This is a genomic window from Moorena sp. SIO3E8, from assembly GCF_010692445.1.
Taxonomy (GTDB): Bacteria; Cyanobacteriota; Cyanobacteriia; order Cyanobacteriales; family Coleofasciculaceae; genus Moorena; species Moorena bouillonii.
Map to the genome: position 1 here is coordinate 56,252 of NZ_JAAHHM010000011.1, position 21,255 is coordinate 77,506.

Below are 21,255 nucleotides of genomic sequence, written 5' to 3' on the forward strand. Positions count from 1 at the left end.
GTAAACATAGTAATGGCAGCTGCTATGAGCGAAACCATCTTTAGCAAGATTATCCGGCGAGAAATTCCAGCGGATATTGTTTATGAAGACGATTTAGCCCTTGCCTTCAAGGATATTAACCCTCAGGCACCAGTTCATATTCTGGTAATTCCCAAGAAGCCCATTCCTCAACTGGCAGCAGCTCAGTCTGAAGATCAAGCCCTGATGGGACACCTGCTCTTAACTGCTAAGCAAGTTGCTGAGCAAGCCGGTTTGACCAATGGCTATCGACTGGTGATTAATAATGGTGCTGATGGTGGTCAAACGGTTGATCACCTGCATTTGCACATTTTGGGTCAACGCCAAATGAAGTGGCCTCCTGGCTGAGGTTTTTGTTAATGCTCAGTGTTGATTGCTTAGTCCTAAGTAGGTTTCTAAGTTAGGACTTAGGCAAAGAACCAGGCTCAGGCTTTATATATATAGAGGCGTTCGTTCGCGTAGCGTGGCCTACGGCCAATGGAGCGCCTTTACTTTTATGCGATTGACCTTTGGTCACGCTAATGGCAAAGCCCGACGCTGCGCGAACGCGAACGCTATTTTGTATGCGATCGCGTTTGGTCACGCTAATGGCAAAGCCCGACGCTGCGCGAACGCGAACGCTATTTTGCTTTACCTATTTTGATCTTTATATCACATTAAGCTTTATTTGTCAATACTTACGTAATATAAGTCTCACTTATTTACATTATTTAATAACCTGAGGGTAAATTACTCCCAAAAGCCTTTACAAAACTAAATATATTGCTTAATATAAATACATGAAGGCGCACACAAGCCGGACGAACCTCGAAAAGTTCATATTCATACCCGCAATCATAAGAACATGACTACTGTATTACAACAGAGCAACACCTCTGTGTGGTCTCAGTTCTGCAATTGGGTTACCTCCACCAACAACCGCCTCTATGTAGGTTGGTTTGGTGTATTAATGATCCCAACCCTGCTAGCTGCTACCACCTGCTTCATCATTGCTTTCATCGCTGCTCCTCCTGTGGACATCGATGGTATCCGCGAGCCCGTTGCTGGTTCTCTGATGTATGGCAACAACATCATCTCTGGTGCTGTTGTTCCTTCTTCTAACGCCATTGGCCTACACTTCTACCCAATCTGGGAAGCTGCTTCATTAGATGAGTGGCTTTACAACGGTGGTCCTTACCAGTTGGTAGTGTTCCACTTCCTGATTGGTGTATTTGCCTACATGGGTCGTGAGTGGGAACTGAGCTACCGCTTAGGTATGCGTCCTTGGATCTGCGTCGCTTACAGCGCACCCGTTGCAGCTGCTAGCGCCGTGTTCCTGATCTACCCAATCGGACAAGGTTCTTTCTCCGATGGTATGCCTCTAGGTATCAGCGGAACCTTCAACTTCATGTTCGTGTTCCAAGCTGAGCACAACATCCTAATGCACCCGTTCCACATGCTAGGTGTAGCCGGTGTATTCGGTGGTTCCTTGTTCTCTGCAATGCACGGTTCTTTGGTGACCTCCTCCTTAGTGCGTGAGACTACTGAAACTGAGTCTCAGAACTATGGTTATAAGTTCGGTCAAGAGGAAGAAACTTACAACATCGTGGCAGCTCACGGCTACTTCGGTCGTTTAATCTTCCAATACGCTTCCTTCAACAACAGCCGTTCCTTGCACTTCTTCTTAGGTGCATGGCCTGTAATCGGCATCTGGTTTACTGCACTGGGCATCAGCACCATGGCATTTAACCTCAACGGTTTCAACTTCAACCAGAGCATCATCGACTCACAAGGTCACGTGATCAACACCTGGGCTGACGTACTAAACCGTGCCAACTTAGGTTTCGAGGTAATGCACGAGCGTAACGCTCACAACTTCCCTCTAGACCTAGCTGCGGCTGAAGCTACTCCTGTAGCTTTGACTGCTCCAGCGATCAACGGCTAATTTCAACTTGGCTTAATCTACTTGAATAAAAAAAGCGCTCTCCAGATGGAGAGCGCTTTTTTGTTTGTCTGTCATTAATCATTGCTTCTTTGTCAAGACCCTTTTACCTGTGGTTTAATCATTAATCGCAAAAACCCGATGGGGAAGTCCTAGTAGCGAGCGATCGCATTTGATCTGTTTGCGATTGACCTTTGGTCACACTTTAGGCAAAGCCCGACGCTGCGCGAACGCGCCCCGCGTGGCCTACGGCCAAACGCGAACGCTATTTTTGTTTCACTATTTTTGTTTGCTATTAACACATTTATCTTAATTTGTCAATAATTAGCTAATATAATTTTTACTTATTTACATTATTTAATAAACTGAGGGACAATTACTCGCAAAACCCTTTACAAAACTAAACATATTACTTAACATAAGTACATGAAGGCACACACAAGCCGGACGAACCTCGATAACTTCATATTCATACCCGCAATCATTAGAACATGACTACTGTATTACAGCAGAGCAACACCTCTGTGTGGTCTCAGTTCTGCAATTGGGTCACCTCTACCAACAACCGCCTCTATGTAGGCTGGTTTGGTGTATTAATGATCCCAACCCTGCTAGCTGCTACCACCTGCTTCATCATTGCATTCATCGCTGCTCCTCCTGTGGACATCGATGGTATCCGCGAGCCCGTTGCTGGTTCTCTGATGTATGGCAACAACATCATCTCTGGTGCTGTTGTTCCTTCTTCTAACGCCATTGGCCTACACTTCTACCCAATCTGGGAAGCTGCTTCATTAGATGAGTGGCTTTACAACGGTGGTCCTTACCAGTTGGTAGTGTTCCACTTCCTGATTGGTGTATTCGCCTACATGGGTCGTGAGTGGGAACTAAGCTACCGTTTAGGTATGCGTCCTTGGATCTGCGTAGCTTACAGCGCACCCGTTGCAGCTGCTAGCGCCGTATTCTTGATCTACCCAATTGGACAAGGTTCTTTCTCCGATGGTATGCCTCTAGGTATCAGCGGAACCTTCAACTTCATGTTCGTGTTCCAAGCTGAGCACAACATCCTAATGCACCCCTTCCACATGCTAGGTGTAGCTGGTGTATTCGGTGGTTCCTTGTTCTCTGCAATGCACGGTTCTTTGGTAACCTCCTCCTTAGTACGTGAGACTACTGAAACTGAGTCTCAGAACTATGGTTACAAGTTCGGTCAAGAGGAAGAAACTTACAACATCGTTGCAGCTCACGGCTACTTCGGTCGTTTAATCTTCCAATACGCTTCCTTCAACAACAGCCGTTCCTTGCACTTCTTCTTAGGTGCATGGCCTGTAATCGGCATCTGGTTTACTGCACTGGGCATCAGCACCATGGCATTTAACCTCAATGGTTTCAACTTCAACCAGAGCATCATCGACTCACAAGGTCACGTGATCAACACCTGGGCTGATGTACTAAACCGCGCCAACCTAGGTTTCGAGGTAATGCACGAGCGTAACGCTCACAACTTCCCTCTAGACCTAGCTGCGGCTGAAGCTACTCCTGTAGCTTTGACTGCTCCAGCGATCAACGGCTAATAAGATCGTAATCTGATCACCCCTAGGGGAGTACAAAGGTACCCCCTAACAGCGCTCTCCAAAAAGGGAGCGCTTTTTTATTTGCTGGCAAAGCACCAATCGCTTTTCCAAAAAAAAATAAGAGAGCCGTCTTCGAGACTCTCTAGGTCATCAGGGTGCATCTATCTACTGCTCTCAATATAACAAATTTAGCGAGGGGTGTCACCCCTCATTTAATAATTTTCCAAGCAGCTGACCCTAGGTATGTTCATATTTCAATTTTTCCCAAAAAAATAAGAGAGCCGTCAAAAAGACTCTCTGGATCATCAGGGTGCATCTATCTACTGATCTCAATATAACAAATTCAGCGAGGGGTGTCACCCCTCATAAATAAAATTTGGTAATTTAAGATGGCGATAGTGCTCTAGGTTCGAGAAAAGGCGAAATTAGCAAAACTCAATTCATTTGTGCCATTCCACTTGTAAACTTGGTTGCGAAACCCCTTCCACTGTTCATAAACCTTCTTAAACTTGGGATCTTTGCTAGCATCTTCCTCAAATAACTCGAATGATGCTTTCTCAGCCGCCTGCAAAATGTCTTGAGAGTAAGGAGTCAGCTTAGTACCTGCTTTAATCAAGCGTTCCAATGCCGCTCCATTCAAAGCATCATACTGAGCTGCCATATTGATATTGGCGTACCTGGCGGCATCTTTAAAAATTTCCTGATAGTCCTTGGGCAACTTATCCCAAGCTTTTTTATTAACCTGCACCTCTAGGGTTGGTCCGGGTTCCCACCAGCCTGGATAATAATAGAACTTAGCTGCTTTGTACAAGCCCAGCTTCTCATCATCATAGGGACCAACCCATTCAGCAGCATCAATGGCTCCCCGGTCTAGGGCAAGGAAAATTTCACCCCCAGGTAATACTTGGACATTCACCCCCAAGCGCTCCATCACTTTACCTCCCAATCCAGGGATACGCATTTTTAATCCCTTCAGGTCACCTACAGAATTAATTTGTTTCTTGAACCAACCTCCCATCTGAGCACTGGTGTTACCCGCTGGAAAATTAATCACCCCAAAGTCAGCATAGAGTTCCTGCATCAATTCCAAGCCACCACCGTGGTACAACCAAGCATTTTGTTGTGGAGCAGTTAGACCAAAGGGTACACTAGTGCCGAATGCTAGGGCAGGATTTTTGCCAACGTAGTAGTAACTAGCGGTATGACCACACTCAACGGTTCCCTGTTGGACGGCATCGAGAACCTCTAATCCTGGTACAATTTCACCAGCAGCAAAGGGGGTAATCTGGAAACGCCCATTGGTCATTGCACTGACCCGCTTACAGACAGTATCAGCTCCTCCGTAGATAGTATCCAGGGATTTTGGCCAGCTGGTGACCATTTTCCATCTAACCATAGGCTGACTGCCGGACTGAGCAACGGGTCCTGTACTAGCTTGATTACAGGAGGCTAAGGCAGCTGTACTGGCTGCACCAATCGCAGCGTTACTAAAAAATTTTCGGCGTTTCATGGTTGTTGATTCAAGAGTGGGTCATGTTTTGCGCAAGTTCTATCAAGTTTAGTAACTAGACACCCTTTAGCCGATCCGCTGTTCCCTTTGCTATTTAGCGAGATGTCATATCAGCGGATACATTTAACCAGGCAATTCCCGGCAAAACCCGGAAGCCGTGTACAGCACGTCGGTTATCGACGAGGAGGTATCCCTCAAAGCTTTTAGGTAAATCCCAAAAGCGCCATTATGATCACGGTCAATGGTGTGGCCACAATTTGGGCATTTAAATCGTTTAGAACTGCCTAACTTGCTGTGAATGTGGCCACATTTAGTACAAGTCTTGGATGTGTATTCTTCAGTGACGTCTACTACAAAACAGCCTCTTTTGGCTGCCTGATGCTTCAATGTCATCTTGAATCGATAATGTGCCCAAGACATCATTTTTCTAACGGTCTTGCTTCTTATTTTCCTCTTGGTTTTACTCACCATTTGAGATGTCTCAAATTTGGGAAGGTAAATAACTTGATACTCAGAAGTGAGGAAACAGGCAACCTTTTTGTGAGCTTCGTCTATAAGATTGCGAATTTTTACTCTCATTCGCTGAGCGGCCTTCCTGATCTTGAATCTTTTTCTTTTATTTTTAGATCCCTTAGCTAGAGAGGCGCGAGATATTAGATTATCTAAGTGGCAACAAAGGCGGTAAACTCGTCCAATGTCTCCTGAACCTATATCTAAAAACCTCTGGCCGTCAAATCCAGTCAAAAATGTCCTTACTCCAGGATCTAAAGCAATACTTCTATCTGGCAGAGAAGGTTTAGCAGGTTTTTCGTCTATGGCAAAAGTAATAAACCAACGTCCTCGATCAATAACCAGAGTAGGGTCATGAAGGATCTTTTCTGGCATTGATTCGCTACTATGAAAAACCCTACCTTTCGTCTCTTTTGGGTAAAAAGTCCCTTTCCTGAAGTTAACCTTATTGAACCTGATCGATTGAACTGGATCTGAAAACTTCCTAAACTTAGCTTCTCCGTCTACCTTCTTGGCTGCTTTATGAGCTTCAAATGCTTGAAATATTGCCGATTCCCTGGGGCTGTAAGGTGTTTTACTAACCCATTCAGGGACCTCTGACATTATTTTCTTTCTAAGGTCGTATTTCCCTATTTTTGTGGTTTTCAGAGTTGCGATAGCCTGATTGTAACACCATCTCGCGGCATTAATCCAAGTTCTCCATTTTAGCTTTAATTCAGTTTCCGGGTAGACTCGGATCTTCTTTGATAACTGACTTGTATTTCCTGAGTCCATAGAGTCTACAACTGAAGACATGGACGATGGCAAGGATGTCTTCCACCATCTCTCGTTCTGGAGATAGATTTGACTGGTCGAGAACCACGATTCTGCAACCGTTCTGTTCACAAATCCATTCGATAAGCTCGAATCCAAATCTTGCCATCCGGTCTTTGTGAGCGACCACAATTTCGCTGACGTCTCTTGACAAAACTCGTCCCAATAAGGCTTTAAGACCTTTTCTGCGGTAGTTGAGTCCTGTACCGATATCTTTGATGACTTCCGCGTTCGGGAACTTCCCTTGAAGGAACGCCGCTTGCCTTTCGAGGTCTTCTTTTTGTCTTCTGGTAGAGACTCTAGCGTAAATAATTGTTGGTTTGTTCTTGACTTCTCCAAGCACTGAATCGACATCATAACGTCGCTGGTTACTTGGGGTTCTAATGGTTTTGATTTTGCCCTCCTGCTCCCAGTACCTGAGTGTTCGTTCAGATACTCCGAGGATTTCGCGGGCTTTCCTGGGTGGGACATACCTCATAGTCTGAGTTGGTGCGATTCTTTATATATACTAACAGAGACTGCCGGGAACTGCCGGAGATTGCCTTAAAAAGATACTTCTATCTTTGGCCGATCGCATTCTTAGTCATAGCTGCGATCGCTTTATCTGTAGCTTTCGGTAAATGATAATACTTACCACCTGCTTGTTTGGCCAATTCCTTAGCAAAACCAGTAGAAACAAACTTACTCTCGGTATCAATTACTAATAATTGAACCCCATTAGCTCGAATTCGAGCGGCAATTTCCAACAATTCCCCTTTAATATCTGGCTTTTCGCCTTCTGGTAGAGGTTCTCCCAAGGAACGAGCTAAGGGAATATTGCCCCGACCATCAGTAATTGCGACAATTACCACTTGACCAATATCCCCAGACAATTGAGCATTCATGCCCACATGCACCGCCTGAGTCAATCCATGAGCTAAAGGGGAACCGCCACCACAAGGTAATCGCTCCAAACGCCGCTTTGCTAAAGCAATGGAACGGGTAGGGGGTAACAGCACATCGGCTTGTTCTCCCCGGAAGGGAATCAGGGAAACTTGGTCACGGTTTTCATAAGCTTCCGTCAGAAGCTGCATCACTGCTCCTTTAGCAGATTGCATCCGGTTTAGAGCCATAGACCCTGACGCATCTACTACAAAAACTACCAAGGAGCCAGCTTTTCGGGCTAACCGCTTGGATCGTAAATCCCCTTGTTCGATAATCACCCGACGGTTAGGATGACGTTGCCTACGAGCTTTTTGATAGGGTGCAGCAGCTCTGAGGGTGGCATCTACAGCAATCCGCCTTACTTTCCCCTTGGGTAGTATCGGTTTGACATACCGACCCCGGTCTTCTGAAAAGATAATGCTACGGTTTCCGGACTTACCTTGCCGTTGTGCCATCTGGGCAAAGTAGAGCACACTAGGGTCAAGGATCACCCCTTCTGGGTCAAAGAGAAACTCTTCCGGGATACTTGGAGCTTCCTGTTCTTGCTCCTCTGAGTCATTGTCGTCCTCCTTGTCTTCCTCTTGGTCTTGTTCTTCCTGAGATTGATCTTGTGGGGGTGGGGGAGGAGGAGGTGGTGGGGCTTCTTCTGGTGGTGTTTCTACCATAGTCGCACGGGGGACAATTACCAATTCCACCGCCCGACGCAAATCCTCGGAATTAACTGTCTGACGACCATCTAAGGCTGCTGCAGCTTTTGCAACTCGAACGGCAAACAGTTCTGCACGATGACCTTGGACACCACCTCGGATGGCTTCATTGACCAGATAGGTAATTTGGTCATGGGTAATCTCAACATCCTTGAGCCACTCTCGGGCTAGAATAATATCCGTCTTGAGGGTATCGAGATCCTCCTGGTATTCCTCCAGAAAGTGCTGGGGAGAGTTAGCGTATGCGATCGCTTGTTCTACTGCCTCCACCCGTTGCTCTAAGGCCAAAACACCGTCAGCAGAGAGGGTTATGGCAATTCTGTCCAATAAATGTTCCCGCAATGGTCCCTCGTCGGGATTGTAGGTGGCAATTAAAATTGGTTTGCAGGGATGTTGGAAACTAATCCCCTCTCGCTCAATTAGGTTCCGCCCTTCCGTTAAAACACTCAGTAGCTGGTTAGCAATTTGGTCATCAAGGAGGTTAATGTCATCCACATACAACACACCCCGATGAGCTTGGGCAAGTAATCCCGGTTGAAAGACCGGTTCCCCTTGTTTGACAGATTGTTCCACATCCACTGAACCCAGGAGCCGGTCTTCGGTCACTCCTAGAGGAATTTGCACGAAGGGAGCTGGGATGATTTCGGTATCTGGAGAACCGTCAACCTGTAACTGTTCCTGTAACTGTTCCTGTAACTGTTCCTGTAACGCTTCCTCTGGAGTACAGTTACTCAAGGAACCTTTAACCACTTCAATTGGGGGGAGCAAGGTGTGGATTGCCCGTGCCATCACTGATTTAGCTGTGCCACGGCGTCCTGCGATCGCAACGCCTCCTAATCCAGGGTCAATAGCAGCGAGGAGGAGGGCGAGTTTAATGGCTTCTTGACCCACCACGGCGGTGAGGGGAAAGCTAGGGTTGGCCGGTTTTGTGGTCAGTGCGGGCATAGAGCAACTATTGTCAAACTTCCCTGAATCAAATCATAGTAGTCTAATAGTACTCTTTTACGACTCCCTATGGTTTATTTAGCCCGATGGGAAATTCTTGAGGGCGAGTTTTTCAAAACACTATCCGCCCTATCTAGGTATCCGTATAGGAATTGTGATAATTGTTGTTTCCTACTCCCTACTCCCTGCTACCTGCTCCCTTTCCTATAGCTGATAGCTTACAGTTGAGCTAAAGCTAAGTAGCTGGGTTTTTTTGCAACATTGCACTGATATATACTACTCGTCCGTCAACGAATCGGTTGTATAATTCTGTGCCTTTTACACTCGCAAAGGTTTTTACCATATCCAGTAGAAACCAAGGAACATAGCGTTGCATAATACTAAGCTTCAGGTGGTCAGTTAAATTAAGAGCATTGACGACGTTGCCTGTAATATTAGTCGAACGTATTAACTCTAAATCACACTCTGAAAGCTGTTCCTTGAATTCGTCAAGCTCCGTTCGCTCTCGATAGTCGGCTAAACAGAGATACCCACCAGGTCTGAGCACCCTTTTAACTTCCTGTAGAAATGTCGAAAGGTTAGGATAGTGATGGCAAGACTCAACATTTAATACGATATCAAAGGATTTGTCGGGGAAAGGCAATTGTTCAGCATCTCCCTGTTTAAAGGCTAAATTGGGAACTTTATGATTTTTGTTACAGAGATTGACTGCACTATCGGATAAATCAAGACCAGTCATTGAGCTGACATTCTGAGTGCGTGCAATCCACTCGCTACCTCCTCCTCTGCCAGATCCAATTTCTAGGATATCCCTACCGGTAAGTTCTACCGAACCTAATGTGTGGGCATAAAGATGAATAAAGTAACGGTTTTTTTCATCTTCTGGTAAAAGGTTCAGCTCGTCTTTAGGATTATCATAGCCATAGTTCATAAAGAACCATTCGCTAGTGGGGAATCGCCAAGCTAAGAAATTATATATAGCTTTCCAGATTATTTTCTTTATTACCGGAAATCGGCTTTCAAAGAAATTAAATAAATTGATCATGGTTATCTTCCATCCTGTTGATTAGCCAATAATCTTTGTTGGCTTTATTGTTTGGCTTTATTGTGAGGTTATGCTTTTTAAGTTTTTTATGGCTTGATAAGTCCCAAATAAACGATCCATAAGATGACCTGCAATTAGTCCACCGAAAGCATAATTCTTACTCTTCATGAATCTTGTCTTGTCATAACTATGATGAATTTTATGTAATAGTCTGTCTTTCTTAAACCAAGAGTATCGACTTAACCAAGACTCTTTATTGCCATACTCAGCATGAAGATAATATAGGGTTAGCATATTTACTACGGCATCAATACAAAAAGTCCATTCTACCCAACTACTGAATAGTAAATGATATACGCTCAAGGAGCTTATGAAAAACAATCCCCATGTAAAATGTTCACTAATCGCCCAATAGTAATCTGATCTTGAATACATATTATATTCTATCCGATGATGAGAATTGAGATGAATTTTATATAAAGGGATGCCTAAAACGTTTTGATGTAACAAAAAGTGAGTAAACCACGCTACAAATAAATTGCAGAGACGAGCAACAACCACCACCCCTAAAAAAATAATAGGATTAAATTCAATAGACAGCACGCTAGGTTTCTCTCTTTACAAAATTGGACGCTATTTCAGAGCCTAGATTTTCGGTTTGCAGAATAACAGAATTTTTAACAAATAAATTATTATCAATTTATAAGTGCCAATCACCGTTTCGCAACCTAGATCTAAACTCTGCTCTGAACAAGACTAACATATCTCAAACAAATGTCTACTAGATCCTCTCGTCATCCTCAGCTAAAACAGCATTTTCGTAAGCATATGCGCTACGCGCAGGCTACGCCAACAGCTATCAGCGGTCAGCGGTCAGCGGTCAGTGGTCAGCTATCATGCAGACGTAACTCAGCATTATTCAAATGGTTACCTGCCTGTTGTAAGCATATGCGCTTAGCCCATTAGCTGACGGCTGAATGCTGACCAATCAATTCAAAATTAATCTAGAAATCTAGGTCTGACCAAAATTATTGTATAGACTGGTGATCCTCGGGTAATTCTAAAACCACCCGATAGGCCGTCGAATCGTATGATGATTTGTTCATGGTACCCGCTGTTGCCGCAAAAAGTATCCGGAATGTGCGCCAGATTTGTTCATTTGACTTGTCGATAATATCTGCTTTTTTTTCCATCCAGCGCTCATACATTCCCTTAGCCCAAAGATAATAGTTGCGACGGTCGTTATAGATGGCTTGGATCTCAAATGGTGATTCTTTAACAGCATCGATAAATTCCGGCATATACACCATCCGAAAGGTTCCTGGCCAGATATACTTGGTAATAAAACTGTGCGTGCCAAATGACTCTTTGTGTGAGGCAAAGTCGAGATATACTCGTCCGCCTGGTTTAAGGTAGTTCAAGAGACGCTCCATCACGCGAGGATAATCTGACAAATCTTCCATTACCCCCATCATGACTATGCCATCATATTTATGGCTGGGTTGGAATGAGAAAAAGTCTTGATACTTGACCTCTGCCTCAAAGTTATTTTTTTCAATTAAATCTTCTACATACTGTTTTTGGTGGTTGGATAAGGTAATTCCAGTCACACGGATATTTCGGCGTGCGGCAAAACGCAGGAAACCGCCCCAGCCAGAGCCAATATCCAGTACTGAATCATTCGGTTTGAGATTTAAGGATTGAAAGGCAAAGTCCAACTTGCGTTCAGCTCCAACCTCTAGGCTATCCTCATCTTTCTCATATATCCCAGGAGTATAAGTATTGTAATCGCTATCCATGGCGAACAATTGGATATTATTGGAGTCATAATGCTTCGAGATCCAATCTGGATTGCATTTTTCCCGCCCAAGTAAGATGGGCTTGAGTCGCCGACCTATCTTTAGCAAAATATGCTGATCGGATAACAGCTTCTGGAACGACATGGCCTTGATTAAGTTCCCTTCGAAATCAATATCACCCTTGATGTAAGCTTCCACTATCAGTAATTGGTCTAAAGACATGAAAGCTTTTCGACCAGCTGGATTTTTGATGTATATATCCAAGATCGGTTTCTCTTCTCCAATAGTGGTGAGTGACCCATCTTCCAAATGAATTACAAAGCTAATTGGTAGTTTCCCACGTTTGGATAAGGAAGAGACGAAGTTGCTTACAAATTGATTTCCAATCATGGGTAACTTAAGATTTTATTGGTTTTTATCCAATTACCTTACCCCACTACGTGTCAGCTATCATGCTTAACTACGATCAATTGTCAATCTACAATATTCTCAGACATTGTCCGGCATTTCCAACTGGAAGCATGCCGATTAACCCGCGCCCAGGAGTGATGGTGATGAATCCCAAGGCTATTTTAGGACTGCTTAAGGAAACATTTAAAGAATGGCAGGAGGATAAAGCATCTCGACTAGCAGCAGCATTATCCTATTACATGATTTTTTCCCTAGCGCCAGTGTTAATTATTGCGATCGCAATTGTGGGGTCTATTTTTGGGGAAGAGGCGGCTAAAGGCGAGATTGTAGGGCAAATCCAAGGATTGGTTGGCGAACAGGGAGCACAGTTTATTCAGACAGCCATTACTAATGCCAATCGGCCCGATGCTAGTGGGGGGTTGGCTTCCTTGATTAGTATTGTGGTGCTGTTGTTCGGTGCATCTGGGGTATTTGGCGAACTCCAAGATGCCTTGAATACGATTTGGGATGTGAAGCTGAAACCAGGACAGGGCATCTGGGGTATTTTGAAAAAACGGATTCTTTCGTTTCTGACTGTGCTGGGTGTAGGACTTTTTCTGCTCTTGTCCGCTGTTATCAGTACTGTCTTATCAGCTTTGAGGTCTTATGAGAGCGAATTTCTCAAGGAGCTGGGTTTACTCTGGCTCTACCAACTTGACTTTGTCTGGACAATTCTGGACTTGCTGGTGTCCTTTGGTATCCTTAGCCTGATGTTTGCTCTGGTTTACAAGTACTTGCCAGATGTGAAAATTGCCTGGAAGGATGTCTGGGTGGGAGCAATTATCACTACCTTACTGTTCAACTTGGGTAAATGGCTATTGTCATGGTATCTCGGCAGAAGCAGTTTTTCCTCAAGTTACGGTGCTGCTGGTTCTCTGGTGGTTTTATTGGCTTGGGTCTACTATTCCTCTCAAATTATCTTTTTGGGAGCTGAATTTACCCAAGTTTACGCTAAGAGATTTGGTTCAAAAATCGTTCCCGATGACCATGCTACCCCTATCCCAGCACTAGGGCAGCTCCCTAGTGTTGAGGAAAGGGATAACCCAAGATCGTAAGAACAGTGAACAGGGAACAGGGAACAGGGAATAGGGAATAGGGAATAGGGAATAGGGAATAGGGAATAGGGAATAGGTAAAAAATCCTATGTACCTCATTAAAATAAAAACCGCTTTAATTAATTAAGATTAATTAATCGTAATTAATATCTTAATTAATATTTAATAAATAATATAGGTCAGATTGTGCTAAAGTAGCTAAAGTTCCATCGGTTCTGGTGAAGAGCACTCACCAGAGGTAACGGGGAAAGTCCGGTGCAAGTCCGGCGCTGTCCCGCAGCTGTGATGAGGTCTGTGACCTCTAAGTCAGAATGCCCGCCAATGGTTTCAGTTGTTAAATCCGTCTGCGAGGTACAGATGATGTCTGATGTAGCATTTAAAAAAAAATTAGTCAGTAGGCAACCACATTTCCCAGTAACGTTTGTGATTCTCTTTTTGAAAACTAGTGGTTGAGTAAAAAGTATTTAATAGGTTTGATCTGTAAGTTTTATCCTAAGCTATAAGCTATAAGCTATCAGCTATAAGCTATCAGCTATCAGCTATCAGCTATCAGCTCAGTTTAAATGTGCTACAAGACTACTTTATCTTTTTTCAAGATAGTCTTAGAAAGCCTAGTCTGTCAAGGTAATTAACACTAAACTGGGCCAATTTTTTGATCAGTCATTGACCAGCATTTCCCAGATGTCTAAGAGCAAATTTTCCGCGAACAATCGGTCTTATACCTCCCGTTATCAAAACCAGAAACTTGGCTTTAATGCTATAGCTTTGTTGGTATGGATGGGGATTTTAAGTACAGCACAACAAGCCATGGCTCACCATCCCTTTGGTGGCGAGACACCTGATAATTTCATCACAGGATTTTTGTCTGGATTAGGTCATCCCGTGATTGGTTTCGATCATCTCGCCTTTGTGATTGCTGTTGGCTTAATTGCAGCTGGATTTACCAGTGGTTTCCTGATTCCTGGTGCTTTTGTCCTCACCACCCTAGTCGGGACAGGTATTCACTTGCTGGGAATGGACTTGCCAATACCAGAGATTGCGATCGCTACTTCAGTCCTGCTCTTTGGTGGACTACTGTTGAGTGCCAAAATTCCCAATATATCCATAGTGCTAGGGTTAGCCAGCTTAGCTGGTATTTTTCATGGCTATGCCTATGGTGAAGCAATTGTAGGTGCTGAAATTAGTCCACTCTTGGCTTACCTGATTGGCTTCAGTGTGATTCAGTATGGTATCGCCATCCTAGCCCTAGCACTGAGTAAGACGTTGATCAAACAATTGAGAAATCAACCCTTCCCACTGATGCGAATTTTAGGCTTTGGGATCTGCTCAGTAGGAGTAGTTTTCCTATCCTCTGCAATTTTTGGATAAGAAGAATTAAGAATTTAAAATGGCTGCAAAAATTCCTGTTACAGTTGTTACCGGATTCCTCGGTAGTGGCAAAACTACTCTCGTGCGTCACCTGCTTCAAAATAATCAGGGCAGGCGCATTGCTGTAATTGTTAATGAATTTGGGGAAGTAGGTATTGATGGAGAACTATTGCGTTCCTGTCAGATTTGTGATGAAGACGATGACGCCAATAATAATATTTTAGAACTAGCGAATGGTTGTCTGTGTTGCACGGTTCAGGAGGAATTTTTACCGACAATCCAAGAATTGCTGAAGCGTCGTGACAAAATTGATAATATCCTGATAGAAACGTCAGGATTAGCGTTGCCTAAACCTCTAGTTCAAGCCTTTCGTTGGCCAGAAATTCGCACGGGCGCTACGGTGGATGGGGTGGTGACTGTCGTAGACTGCGATGCCTTAGCCGCTGGTACTTTAGTCAGCGATATCAATGCTTTAGAAGCCCAACGTCAGGCTGACCCAACCTTGGAACATGAAACTCCCATCGAGGAATTGTTTGAAGACCAGCTAGCTTGTGCTGATATGGTGCTGTTGACTAAAGTGGATTTAGTGGATAGTCCTACTCAAACCAAAGTAAACAATTGGTTGCAACAGCAGTTACCAAGTAGTGTGAAAGTCGTTCCTTGTCAGGAGGGAGACATTAGTCCTGATTTACTACTAGGATTTAATGCCGGAGTGGAAGATAATTTAGAATCACGTCCTAGCCATCATGATCATGAAGAGGATCATGACCATGATGATGATATTAATTCAGTTAATTTGATTTTAGATCAGGCATTTGAGCCACAGGTAATCAAGACAAAATTACGACAATTGGTGCAACAGCAAGAGATTTATCGCATTAAGGGATTTGTGAATGTTGCTAATAAACCCATGCGGATGGTGATACAAGGAGTAGGCGATCGCATTGAGAGTTTCTTTGACCGTGCTTGGCAAGCTGATGAAAAGCGTCAGACTCGCTTGGTGTTGATTGGGCAAGGGTTGGAGCAGTTACGAATTCAGGAGGTATTTGGGTAATAAAGGGAATCGGGAATAGGGAGTAGGGAATCGGGAATCGGGAATCGGGAATCGGGCATTGCTGAGGGGCGGGATCAACATCGGTGGGGTGGGCATCCTGCCTGCCGGGGAATTGTAACAGGCAAGATGCCTGTTCCACCAAGATGCCCATTCCACCAAGATGGCGGAAGATGAAACAGGCAAGATGCCTGTTCCACCAAGATGCCTGTTCTACCAAGATGCCGGAAGATGAAACAGGCAAGATGCCTGTTCCACCAAGATGCCTGTTCTACCAAGATGGCGGAAGATGAAACAGGCAAGATGCCTGTTCCACCAAGATGCCTGTTCTACCAAGATGCCGGAACATGAAACAGGCAAGATGCCTGTTCCACTAAGATGGCCATTCCACCAAGATGGCGGAACATGAAACAGGCAAGATGCCTGTTCCACCAAGATGCCTGTTCTACCAAGATGCCGGAAGATGAAACAGGCAAGATGCCTGTTCCACCAAGATGCCTGTTCTACCAAGATGCCGGAAGATGAAACAGGCAAGATGCCTGTTCCACCAAGATTCCCATTCCACCAAGATGGCGGAAGATGAAACAGGCAAGATGCCTGTTCCACCAACATGCCTGTTCTACCAAGATGCCGGAAGATGAAACAGGCAAGATGCCTGTTCCACTAAGATGGCCATTCCACCAAGATGGCGGAAGATGAAACAGGCAAGATGCCTGTTCCACCAAGATTCCCATTCCACCGATCAGATTACGGTGCAGTTTCCATGTGAGGTATCTACAATAATGATCTACAACTCAGCCTCAGTGAAACGATGTTAAGTCGGGAAACTACCTATTCTCAAGCAAGAGCTAACCTAGCTAGCATACTAGATCAGGTTTACGATGAACGCCAAATTATGGTAATCAAGCGTCGTAACCAGAAAAATGTCGCGTTAATTGCTGAAGATGAATTGTCCAGCATCTTAGAAACTATTTATTTGTTGCGATCGCCAGAAAATGCCAAGCACCTGTTTAGGGCTTTGGAATGGGCAGAGTCAGAAGAAGCTACTCCTCAAAGTTTGGAAGAATTAAAAGAAGAATTGGGTATTGAGTCGTGACAAGGGTAAGAAAGACGGCATTACTTTGTCACAGAGTTGACATTCAGTCAATCTCTTACTAATCTAGCTACTATACAGCCAATACTCCCATTTTTAGTGCATTGATGGTGCTCATGGCTGAAAAGGGATAGACGAATCGCTTTACCGTGAGCGGCTAAGGAGAAATTAGTTATGAGTGGCGATCGCAATATTCAAGCTGGTAGGGATTACAGTGAAACAGTAGTTAGAAACCACCGTCACACCAACTTCAGGGACCAAGGTGCTTACGTCGAGGGCGATTACTACAATAATAACCCAGAGCAAAAACAAAACCTCGCGGAAGCTGCGGCAGAGATTCAACAATTACTAGAGACCTTAGACAAAACTTACCCTACCGATACTACCACTGGAAAGATGAAGGTGGCAGTAGCAGCAGTTGAGCAGATTGACACTAACCCTACTTTGAGTAATAGAGTACTCAGTGCCTTGAAAGCTGGGGGTGTAAGTGCTTTTGAGCAACTGCTGAACCATCCGGCTGCTAGTTTTGTTATCGGTGCGTTGCAAGATTGGCAGCAAACTCAGCAGTCTTAACACCAGACTACACCTCGATCACCCTAGCTTGATTGACAGTCGTGACTGAAGAACCAAAGGGGCAAGAGCCTGAAAATAAGACAGGAGGTAATTACCGCGAGACTGATTTTGCTGACCACGGTGTGTATGTCGAGGGTGATTACATTAATAATCGGGAGCAGCCAAGACCTGAGGCAGCTCCCCTTTGGAGAGAATTACAACGCAAGCTAATTGGATGGCTCGACCGTGATCAGTATGCTGCTAGTTGCATTCGCAAAAAGTTACTAGAAGCAGTCAAGCGGGAGGTAACCACTCGACTCCAAGATTCTCTCCACCAAAACGAGTTAGAGATGAATCTGTATCTGGAATTACCCATGGAGGAGAGCAAGGGGGCGGTAGAGCGTGATCAGCGACAGAAAGTAATTCCCCTACCGCCTCAAACCTCAGCAATGGAGGTATTTGAACGGCCAGATGTGAAAGGTCGGTTACTAATTTTAGGGGAACCGGGGTCTGGAAAAACGACCACTTTACTAAGACTAGCCGAGGATTTAGTTAGGCAAGCAGAACAGAATAATGCTGCACCGATCCCCATCATCTTCGAGCTTTCTGCCTGGAAAAATGATCAGCAACCCCTTGATAAATGGTTAGTGGCTCAACTCAAAGACAATTACAGTATTGACGAAAAAATCAGCCAACAATGGCTGGAAAACCATCAACTACTGCCCCTTCTCGATGGTTTAGACGAGTTAGGCATAGCCGGTCAACGGCTGTGCGTCACCAAAATTAATCAGTTTTTCAAGCAAGACATCCAACGCCGTGGGGTGGTTTGCTGTCGCCTGGAAGAATATCAGCAGGGAAGAGTCAAACTGCGTAAACTTAATGGGGCTTATTGCTTGCAGTCCCCCAAAGATATCCACATCCAAAATTATCTCCAGCGCTTAGATAAACAGGAACTGTGGCAAGTGCTATCCAGTGATGCCCAGATGAGACAACTGGCAGATAAACCCCTGTTTTTAAACGTGATGGTGACAGCATACCAGGGGCAGCCGATTACCAATAAAGCACAACTGTGGTCAGCCTATGTGGAGGAGCGCTTAAAGTTACCCCTTGATCAGCAAAAATATCCCAAGGGAGTTCCTTATGGGGATGAGCATACTAGACATTGGTTGACTTATATAGCTCGGCAATTAGTAGCAGATTCAACCACTGAATTTTTAATTGAAAATATGCAGTTATATTGGTTGAATAAGGGTGGAGAAAGACTTGCTTTTAGATTAATTTCTGGGCTGATATTAGGGCTGATATTAGGGCTGATATTAGGGTTGATATTAGGGTTGATATTAGGGCTGATTTATGGGTTAATTTTAGGGCTGATTTATGGGCTATTTTTAGAGAATTTCAAATACTACGAACTAACTGCTGAAGCTTTTATTATAAATTGGTATGGTGTGAAATATGGTCTGACATATGGGCTGATATTAGGGCTGATTTATGGGCTAATATATGGGCTGATATATGGGCTGATATTAGGGTTGATTTATGGGCTGATTTTAGGACTAATTTATGGGCTGATTTATGGGTTAATTTTTGGGTTAAGTTCTGGGCTGATTTATGGGCTGATTTATGGGCTAAGAACAGAAATTAAAGCTAAGGTACAACCTAATCAAGGTATCAAAGAATCGTTTAAAAAAACGTTTATTATTCCCCTGTTTGCTTTTCCGGCTTGGGCATTAATTTATCCGCTTTTCTTCATCGTTACAGGAGCTAACCTTGATTTGACTAGCGCTTTAACAATGGGTTTACTTATAGGCTTGGTTTCGGCACTAGCAAGTGGGGGTCAAGACTGGATACCGCACTTGACCCTGAGGCTAATTTTGTGGCAAAGGGGAGCAATTCCTTGGAACTATGCCAGGTTCCTCAGTTATGCCGCACAACGGCGCTTGATCCAGCAAGTGGGAGGCCGTTACCGTTTTCTTCATGATGCCCTGCGTCAGCATTTTGTGGGCAATAAACCTGTTCCTCCCCCCCTGATTGAAGGTTCTAAAAATACTGGGCTGGGCTATATTCTGTTGGGATTTTCTCTGTTTGTTTTTATAATTCTTAGTAGCAGCATCTATAGGGTTGACAGTGGGCTAAAATCAACGGTAGTACCAGTAGTCCAGAGCGGTGATGTGGTTCTCACGGATAGAGTCACCCGTAATTGGCGGAAATTCCACCACGGAGATGTGATTCACTTTCGGGTTACCAAGAATTTGGCGAAGCAAGGCTTTAATGGTAAGAAGTACATTATGATGCGGATTGTGGCGTTACCTGGGGAAACGTTTGCCATTAAGCAAGGAGAGGTTTATGTCAATGGTCAACGGCTGCAAACTGACTACATTCAAGGAATTCCTATCCAAGATGACGACGAAGTAGAGAGAGAAATCCCTTCTTGTTGCTATTTAGTTTTGGGTGAAAATCCAGATGATCAGGATAAGTTGTTGATGGACTTGGTGGCTAGGGAGCAAATTGATGGTCAAGTCTTATTCCGTCTCTTTCCTCTTAGGCGATTTGGTAGGGTGGATTAATTATATTTGTTGCTATAAAAGCTTTTTAGTCAGCTATTCCCTACTCCCTACTCGGCGTTGCTGATTTTGGGTATCATTTCGCCCCCCTAGCCCCCCAATTTTGGGGGGAAAAAGAGTTTCAAAGTCCCCCAAAATTGGGGGATTTAGGGGGCTTTAGCAAAACCAAATGATCGCGCTTCATACTTTAATTGATCAACGCCTAAAAACTGTTGTAGTCGGCTATTCCCGATTCCCGATTCCCGATTCCCGATTCCCGATTCCCTACTTCCTCCTAGTTTGCGGATCCAAAGCATCCCTCAATCCATCCCCAATATAATTAATACTAAGCACTGTTAAAAAAATCGCTAATCCCGGAAAAATTGCCATATGAGGCGCTATTTCAATATAATTTTGGGCATCAAATAGCATCCGTCCCCAGGTCGGAACATCAGGGGGAAACCCTAAGCCTAAAAAACTCAAGGTAGACTCAATAATAATCGCATTTCCCACCGCCAAGGTAGCTGCAACAATTACCGGACTAAGCACATTAGGAAGAATATGAGCCCAAATCAAGCGACGAGGTTTAGCACCAATGGAGCGAGCTGCGGTCACAAAATCCATCTCCCGCACTGTCAAAAAACTAGCTCGTACTAATCGCGCCACCGACATCCAATTCAAGCAACCAATTACTAGCACTATTAATATAAAAACACCCAACTCTGGCCCAGCCAGGTGCCGCATGACATCGCGGAATAAATAAATCACTAACAGTAACAACGGTAGCTGAGGTAATGCTAAAAATAAATCCGTCAGGCGCATCAGGAAGGTATCGATTACTCCTCCATAGAAACCAGATAACGCTCCAATTAACGTTCCCAAAGAAATCGCCACTACCATCGCCGCAATTCCCACCGTTAAAGAGATGCGTCCCCCCCACAATACCCGAGCCAGTTGATCCTGCCCTAAATCATTAGTACCAAAAGGATGTGCCCAACTCGGTGGCGCACTGGATAGACTAAAGTCAATTTTGTCAATAGGTGTTTTATCAATGAATGGCCCTAAAACAATGGTAATCACCATGATTAGAAGTACAATAGACCCGATTACAGCCATTCGGTCTTGGCGAAACCGACGCCATCCATCTCCACCAAAAAACTTCCACAGAACACTCATTTCGATACATCAGTTGTCAATTGGATAAGGTAAAAAGTCTTGGGTTTTAGGGAGCAGGGAGCAGTGAAGAGGCAAGAGGCAAGAGGCAAGAGGCAAGAGGCAAGAGGCAAGAGGAAAAAAATTATCTGTACCTCATAGCTATGATAAACGCTATCATGAATTGTGATATAGCGTTTCTAGGATTTATGAGGTACGGTTATCAAC

The 21,255-nt window shown here is 44.3% G+C and carries 24 protein-coding genes and 1 riboswitch; of the genes, 12 read left to right on the plus strand and 12 right to left on the minus strand.

The genetic code is table 11. From position 1 onward, the window contains the following. The first annotated feature begins 12 nt into the window (after positions 1 to 12). From F6K46_RS07200 to psbA (F6K46_RS07215), 4 genes are all read left to right on the plus strand, one after another. Positions 13 to 366, plus strand: a complete 354-nt coding sequence (locus F6K46_RS07200; RefSeq protein ID WP_366510659.1) for a histidine triad nucleotide-binding protein — start codon at positions 13 to 15, stop codon at positions 364 to 366. A 115-nt stretch (positions 367 to 481) separates the two neighbouring features. Next, entirely contained in the window at positions 482 to 661 is a 180-nt protein-coding gene (locus F6K46_RS07205) for a hypothetical protein (RefSeq protein ID WP_143727756.1), read from the plus strand. Between the two features lie 201 nt (positions 662 to 862). After that, positions 863 to 1,942: a photosystem II q(b) protein gene (psbA, locus tag F6K46_RS07210; RefSeq protein WP_070393396.1), complete on the plus strand. Its 1,080-nt coding sequence runs from the start codon at positions 863 to 865 to the stop codon at positions 1,940 to 1,942. 488 nt (positions 1,943 to 2,430) lie between these two features. After that, positions 2,431 to 3,510: a photosystem II q(b) protein gene (gene psbA / locus F6K46_RS07215; RefSeq protein WP_070393396.1), complete on the plus strand. Its 1,080-nt coding sequence runs from the start codon at positions 2,431 to 2,433 to the stop codon at positions 3,508 to 3,510. A gap of 403 nt (positions 3,511 to 3,913) precedes the next feature. Here psbA (F6K46_RS07215) and F6K46_RS07220 read toward each other — a convergent pair whose 3' ends face one another. The 6 genes from F6K46_RS07220 to F6K46_RS07245 all read right to left on the minus strand — a co-directional run bounded on the left by F6K46_RS07220 (position 3,914) and on the right by F6K46_RS07245 (position 10,567). After that, positions 3,914 to 5,020: a TRAP transporter substrate-binding protein gene (locus tag F6K46_RS07220; RefSeq protein WP_293055627.1), complete on the minus strand. Its 1,107-nt coding sequence runs from the start codon at positions 5,018 to 5,020 to the stop codon at positions 3,914 to 3,916. A gap of 123 nt (positions 5,021 to 5,143) precedes the next feature. Beyond that, positions 5,144 to 6,325: an RNA-guided endonuclease TnpB family protein gene (locus F6K46_RS07225; protein WP_075902891.1), complete on the minus strand. Its 1,182-nt coding sequence runs from the start codon at positions 6,323 to 6,325 to the stop codon at positions 5,144 to 5,146. Next, on the minus strand, positions 6,246 to 6,821 hold the full coding sequence (locus tag F6K46_RS07230; RefSeq protein WP_293055629.1) for an IS607 family transposase: 576 nt from the start codon (positions 6,819 to 6,821) through the stop codon (positions 6,246 to 6,248). Before F6K46_RS07230 ends, F6K46_RS07225 begins: the two co-directional genes overlap by 80 nt. 79 nt (positions 6,822 to 6,900) lie before the next feature. Further along, the gene (gene bchD, locus F6K46_RS07235) at positions 6,901 to 8,919 is read right to left on the minus strand and encodes a magnesium chelatase ATPase subunit D (protein WP_293055633.1); all 2,019 of its coding nucleotides are present in this window, start codon (positions 8,917 to 8,919) and stop codon (positions 6,901 to 6,903) included. 235 nt (positions 8,920 to 9,154) lie between these two features. Next, the gene (locus F6K46_RS07240; RefSeq protein WP_293055636.1) at positions 9,155 to 9,964 is read right to left on the minus strand and encodes a class I SAM-dependent methyltransferase; all 810 of its coding nucleotides are present in this window, start codon (positions 9,962 to 9,964) and stop codon (positions 9,155 to 9,157) included. A 57-nt stretch (positions 9,965 to 10,021) separates the two neighbouring features. Then, entirely contained in the window at positions 10,022 to 10,567 is a 546-nt protein-coding gene (locus tag F6K46_RS07245) for a sterol desaturase family protein (RefSeq protein WP_293055639.1), read from the minus strand. 171 nt (positions 10,568 to 10,738) lie between these two features. Between F6K46_RS07245 and F6K46_RS07250 the strand changes: the two genes are divergently transcribed. Then, positions 10,739 to 10,930 carry a hypothetical protein gene (locus tag F6K46_RS07250; RefSeq protein ID WP_293055642.1) on the plus strand — a complete coding sequence of 64 codons (192 nt, stop codon included), beginning with the start codon at positions 10,739 to 10,741 and terminating at the stop codon, positions 10,928 to 10,930. 62 nt (positions 10,931 to 10,992) lie between these two features. Here the strand turns inward: F6K46_RS07250 and F6K46_RS07255 are convergent, their stop codons facing one another. Further along, complete coding sequence (locus F6K46_RS07255) at positions 10,993 to 12,153, minus strand: class I SAM-dependent methyltransferase (RefSeq protein ID WP_293055645.1); 1,161 nt, start codon at positions 12,151 to 12,153, stop codon at positions 10,993 to 10,995. A 131-nt stretch (positions 12,154 to 12,284) separates the two neighbouring features. On the opposite strand from F6K46_RS07255, the gene F6K46_RS07260 reads away from it, so the two are divergent. After that, on the plus strand, positions 12,285 to 13,268 hold the full coding sequence (locus F6K46_RS07260) for a YihY/virulence factor BrkB family protein (RefSeq protein ID WP_293055648.1): 984 nt from the start codon (positions 12,285 to 12,287) through the stop codon (positions 13,266 to 13,268). On the opposite strand, the gene F6K46_RS07265 is transcribed toward F6K46_RS07260, so the two are convergent. Next, positions 13,221 to 13,367: a hypothetical protein gene (locus tag F6K46_RS07265; RefSeq protein WP_293055651.1), complete on the minus strand. Its 147-nt coding sequence runs from the start codon at positions 13,365 to 13,367 to the stop codon at positions 13,221 to 13,223. The two genes, F6K46_RS07260 and F6K46_RS07265, sit on opposite strands and share 48 nt — an antisense overlap. 94 nt (positions 13,368 to 13,461) lie before the next feature. After that, positions 13,462 to 13,606: riboswitch (cobalamin riboswitch) on the plus strand. A 343-nt stretch (positions 13,607 to 13,949) separates the two neighbouring features. On the opposite strand from F6K46_RS07265, the gene F6K46_RS07270 reads away from it, so the two are divergent. Then, entirely contained in the window at positions 13,950 to 14,636 is a 687-nt protein-coding gene (locus F6K46_RS07270) for a HupE/UreJ family protein (RefSeq protein ID WP_293055654.1), read from the plus strand. 19 nt (positions 14,637 to 14,655) lie between these two features. Continuing rightward, positions 14,656 to 15,690 carry a cobalamin biosynthesis protein CobW gene (cobW, locus tag F6K46_RS07275; RefSeq protein ID WP_293055657.1) on the plus strand — a complete coding sequence of 345 codons (1,035 nt, stop codon included), beginning with the start codon at positions 14,656 to 14,658 and terminating at the stop codon, positions 15,688 to 15,690. Here the strand turns inward: cobW and F6K46_RS07280 are convergent. From F6K46_RS07280 to F6K46_RS07290, 3 genes are read right to left on the minus strand one after another with little or no spacing between them, the layout of a single operon-like run. After that, complete coding sequence (locus tag F6K46_RS07280; RefSeq protein ID WP_293055660.1) at positions 15,664 to 15,873, minus strand: hypothetical protein; 210 nt, start codon at positions 15,871 to 15,873, stop codon at positions 15,664 to 15,666. The genes cobW and F6K46_RS07280 overlap by 27 nt on opposite strands. Before the next feature lie 27 nt (positions 15,874 to 15,900). Beyond that, complete coding sequence (locus tag F6K46_RS07285; RefSeq protein ID WP_293055663.1) at positions 15,901 to 16,221, minus strand: hypothetical protein; 321 nt, start codon at positions 16,219 to 16,221, stop codon at positions 15,901 to 15,903. Continuing rightward, positions 16,191 to 16,421, minus strand: coding sequence for a hypothetical protein (locus F6K46_RS07290; protein WP_293055666.1), 231 nt, complete (start codon positions 16,419 to 16,421; stop codon positions 16,191 to 16,193). Before F6K46_RS07290 ends, F6K46_RS07285 begins: the two co-directional genes overlap by 31 nt. A 77-nt stretch (positions 16,422 to 16,498) precedes the next feature. Here F6K46_RS07290 and F6K46_RS07295 point away from each other — a divergent pair, with 77 nt between their 5' ends. From F6K46_RS07295 to F6K46_RS07310, 4 genes are all read left to right on the plus strand, one after another. Beyond that, on the plus strand, positions 16,499 to 16,783 hold the full coding sequence (locus F6K46_RS07295) for a type II toxin-antitoxin system Phd/YefM family antitoxin (protein WP_293055669.1): 285 nt from the start codon (positions 16,499 to 16,501) through the stop codon (positions 16,781 to 16,783). Between the two features lie 171 nt (positions 16,784 to 16,954). Then, complete coding sequence (locus F6K46_RS07300) at positions 16,955 to 17,353, plus strand: hypothetical protein (RefSeq protein WP_293055672.1); 399 nt, start codon at positions 16,955 to 16,957, stop codon at positions 17,351 to 17,353. Between the two features lie 41 nt (positions 17,354 to 17,394). Continuing rightward, positions 17,395 to 19,899: a signal peptidase I gene (gene lepB, locus F6K46_RS07305; protein WP_293116892.1), complete on the plus strand. Its 2,505-nt coding sequence runs from the start codon at positions 17,395 to 17,397 to the stop codon at positions 19,897 to 19,899. A gap of 166 nt (positions 19,900 to 20,065) precedes the next feature. Next, the gene (locus tag F6K46_RS07310; protein WP_293063699.1) at positions 20,066 to 20,215 is read left to right on the plus strand and encodes a hypothetical protein; all 150 of its coding nucleotides are present in this window, start codon (positions 20,066 to 20,068) and stop codon (positions 20,213 to 20,215) included. Here F6K46_RS07310 and F6K46_RS07315 read toward each other — a convergent pair. Beyond that, entirely contained in the window at positions 20,161 to 21,051 is an 891-nt protein-coding gene (locus F6K46_RS07315; protein ID WP_293063701.1) for an ABC transporter permease, read from the minus strand. The genes F6K46_RS07310 and F6K46_RS07315 overlap by 55 nt on opposite strands. Positions 21,052 to 21,255: the final 204 nt, after the last annotated feature.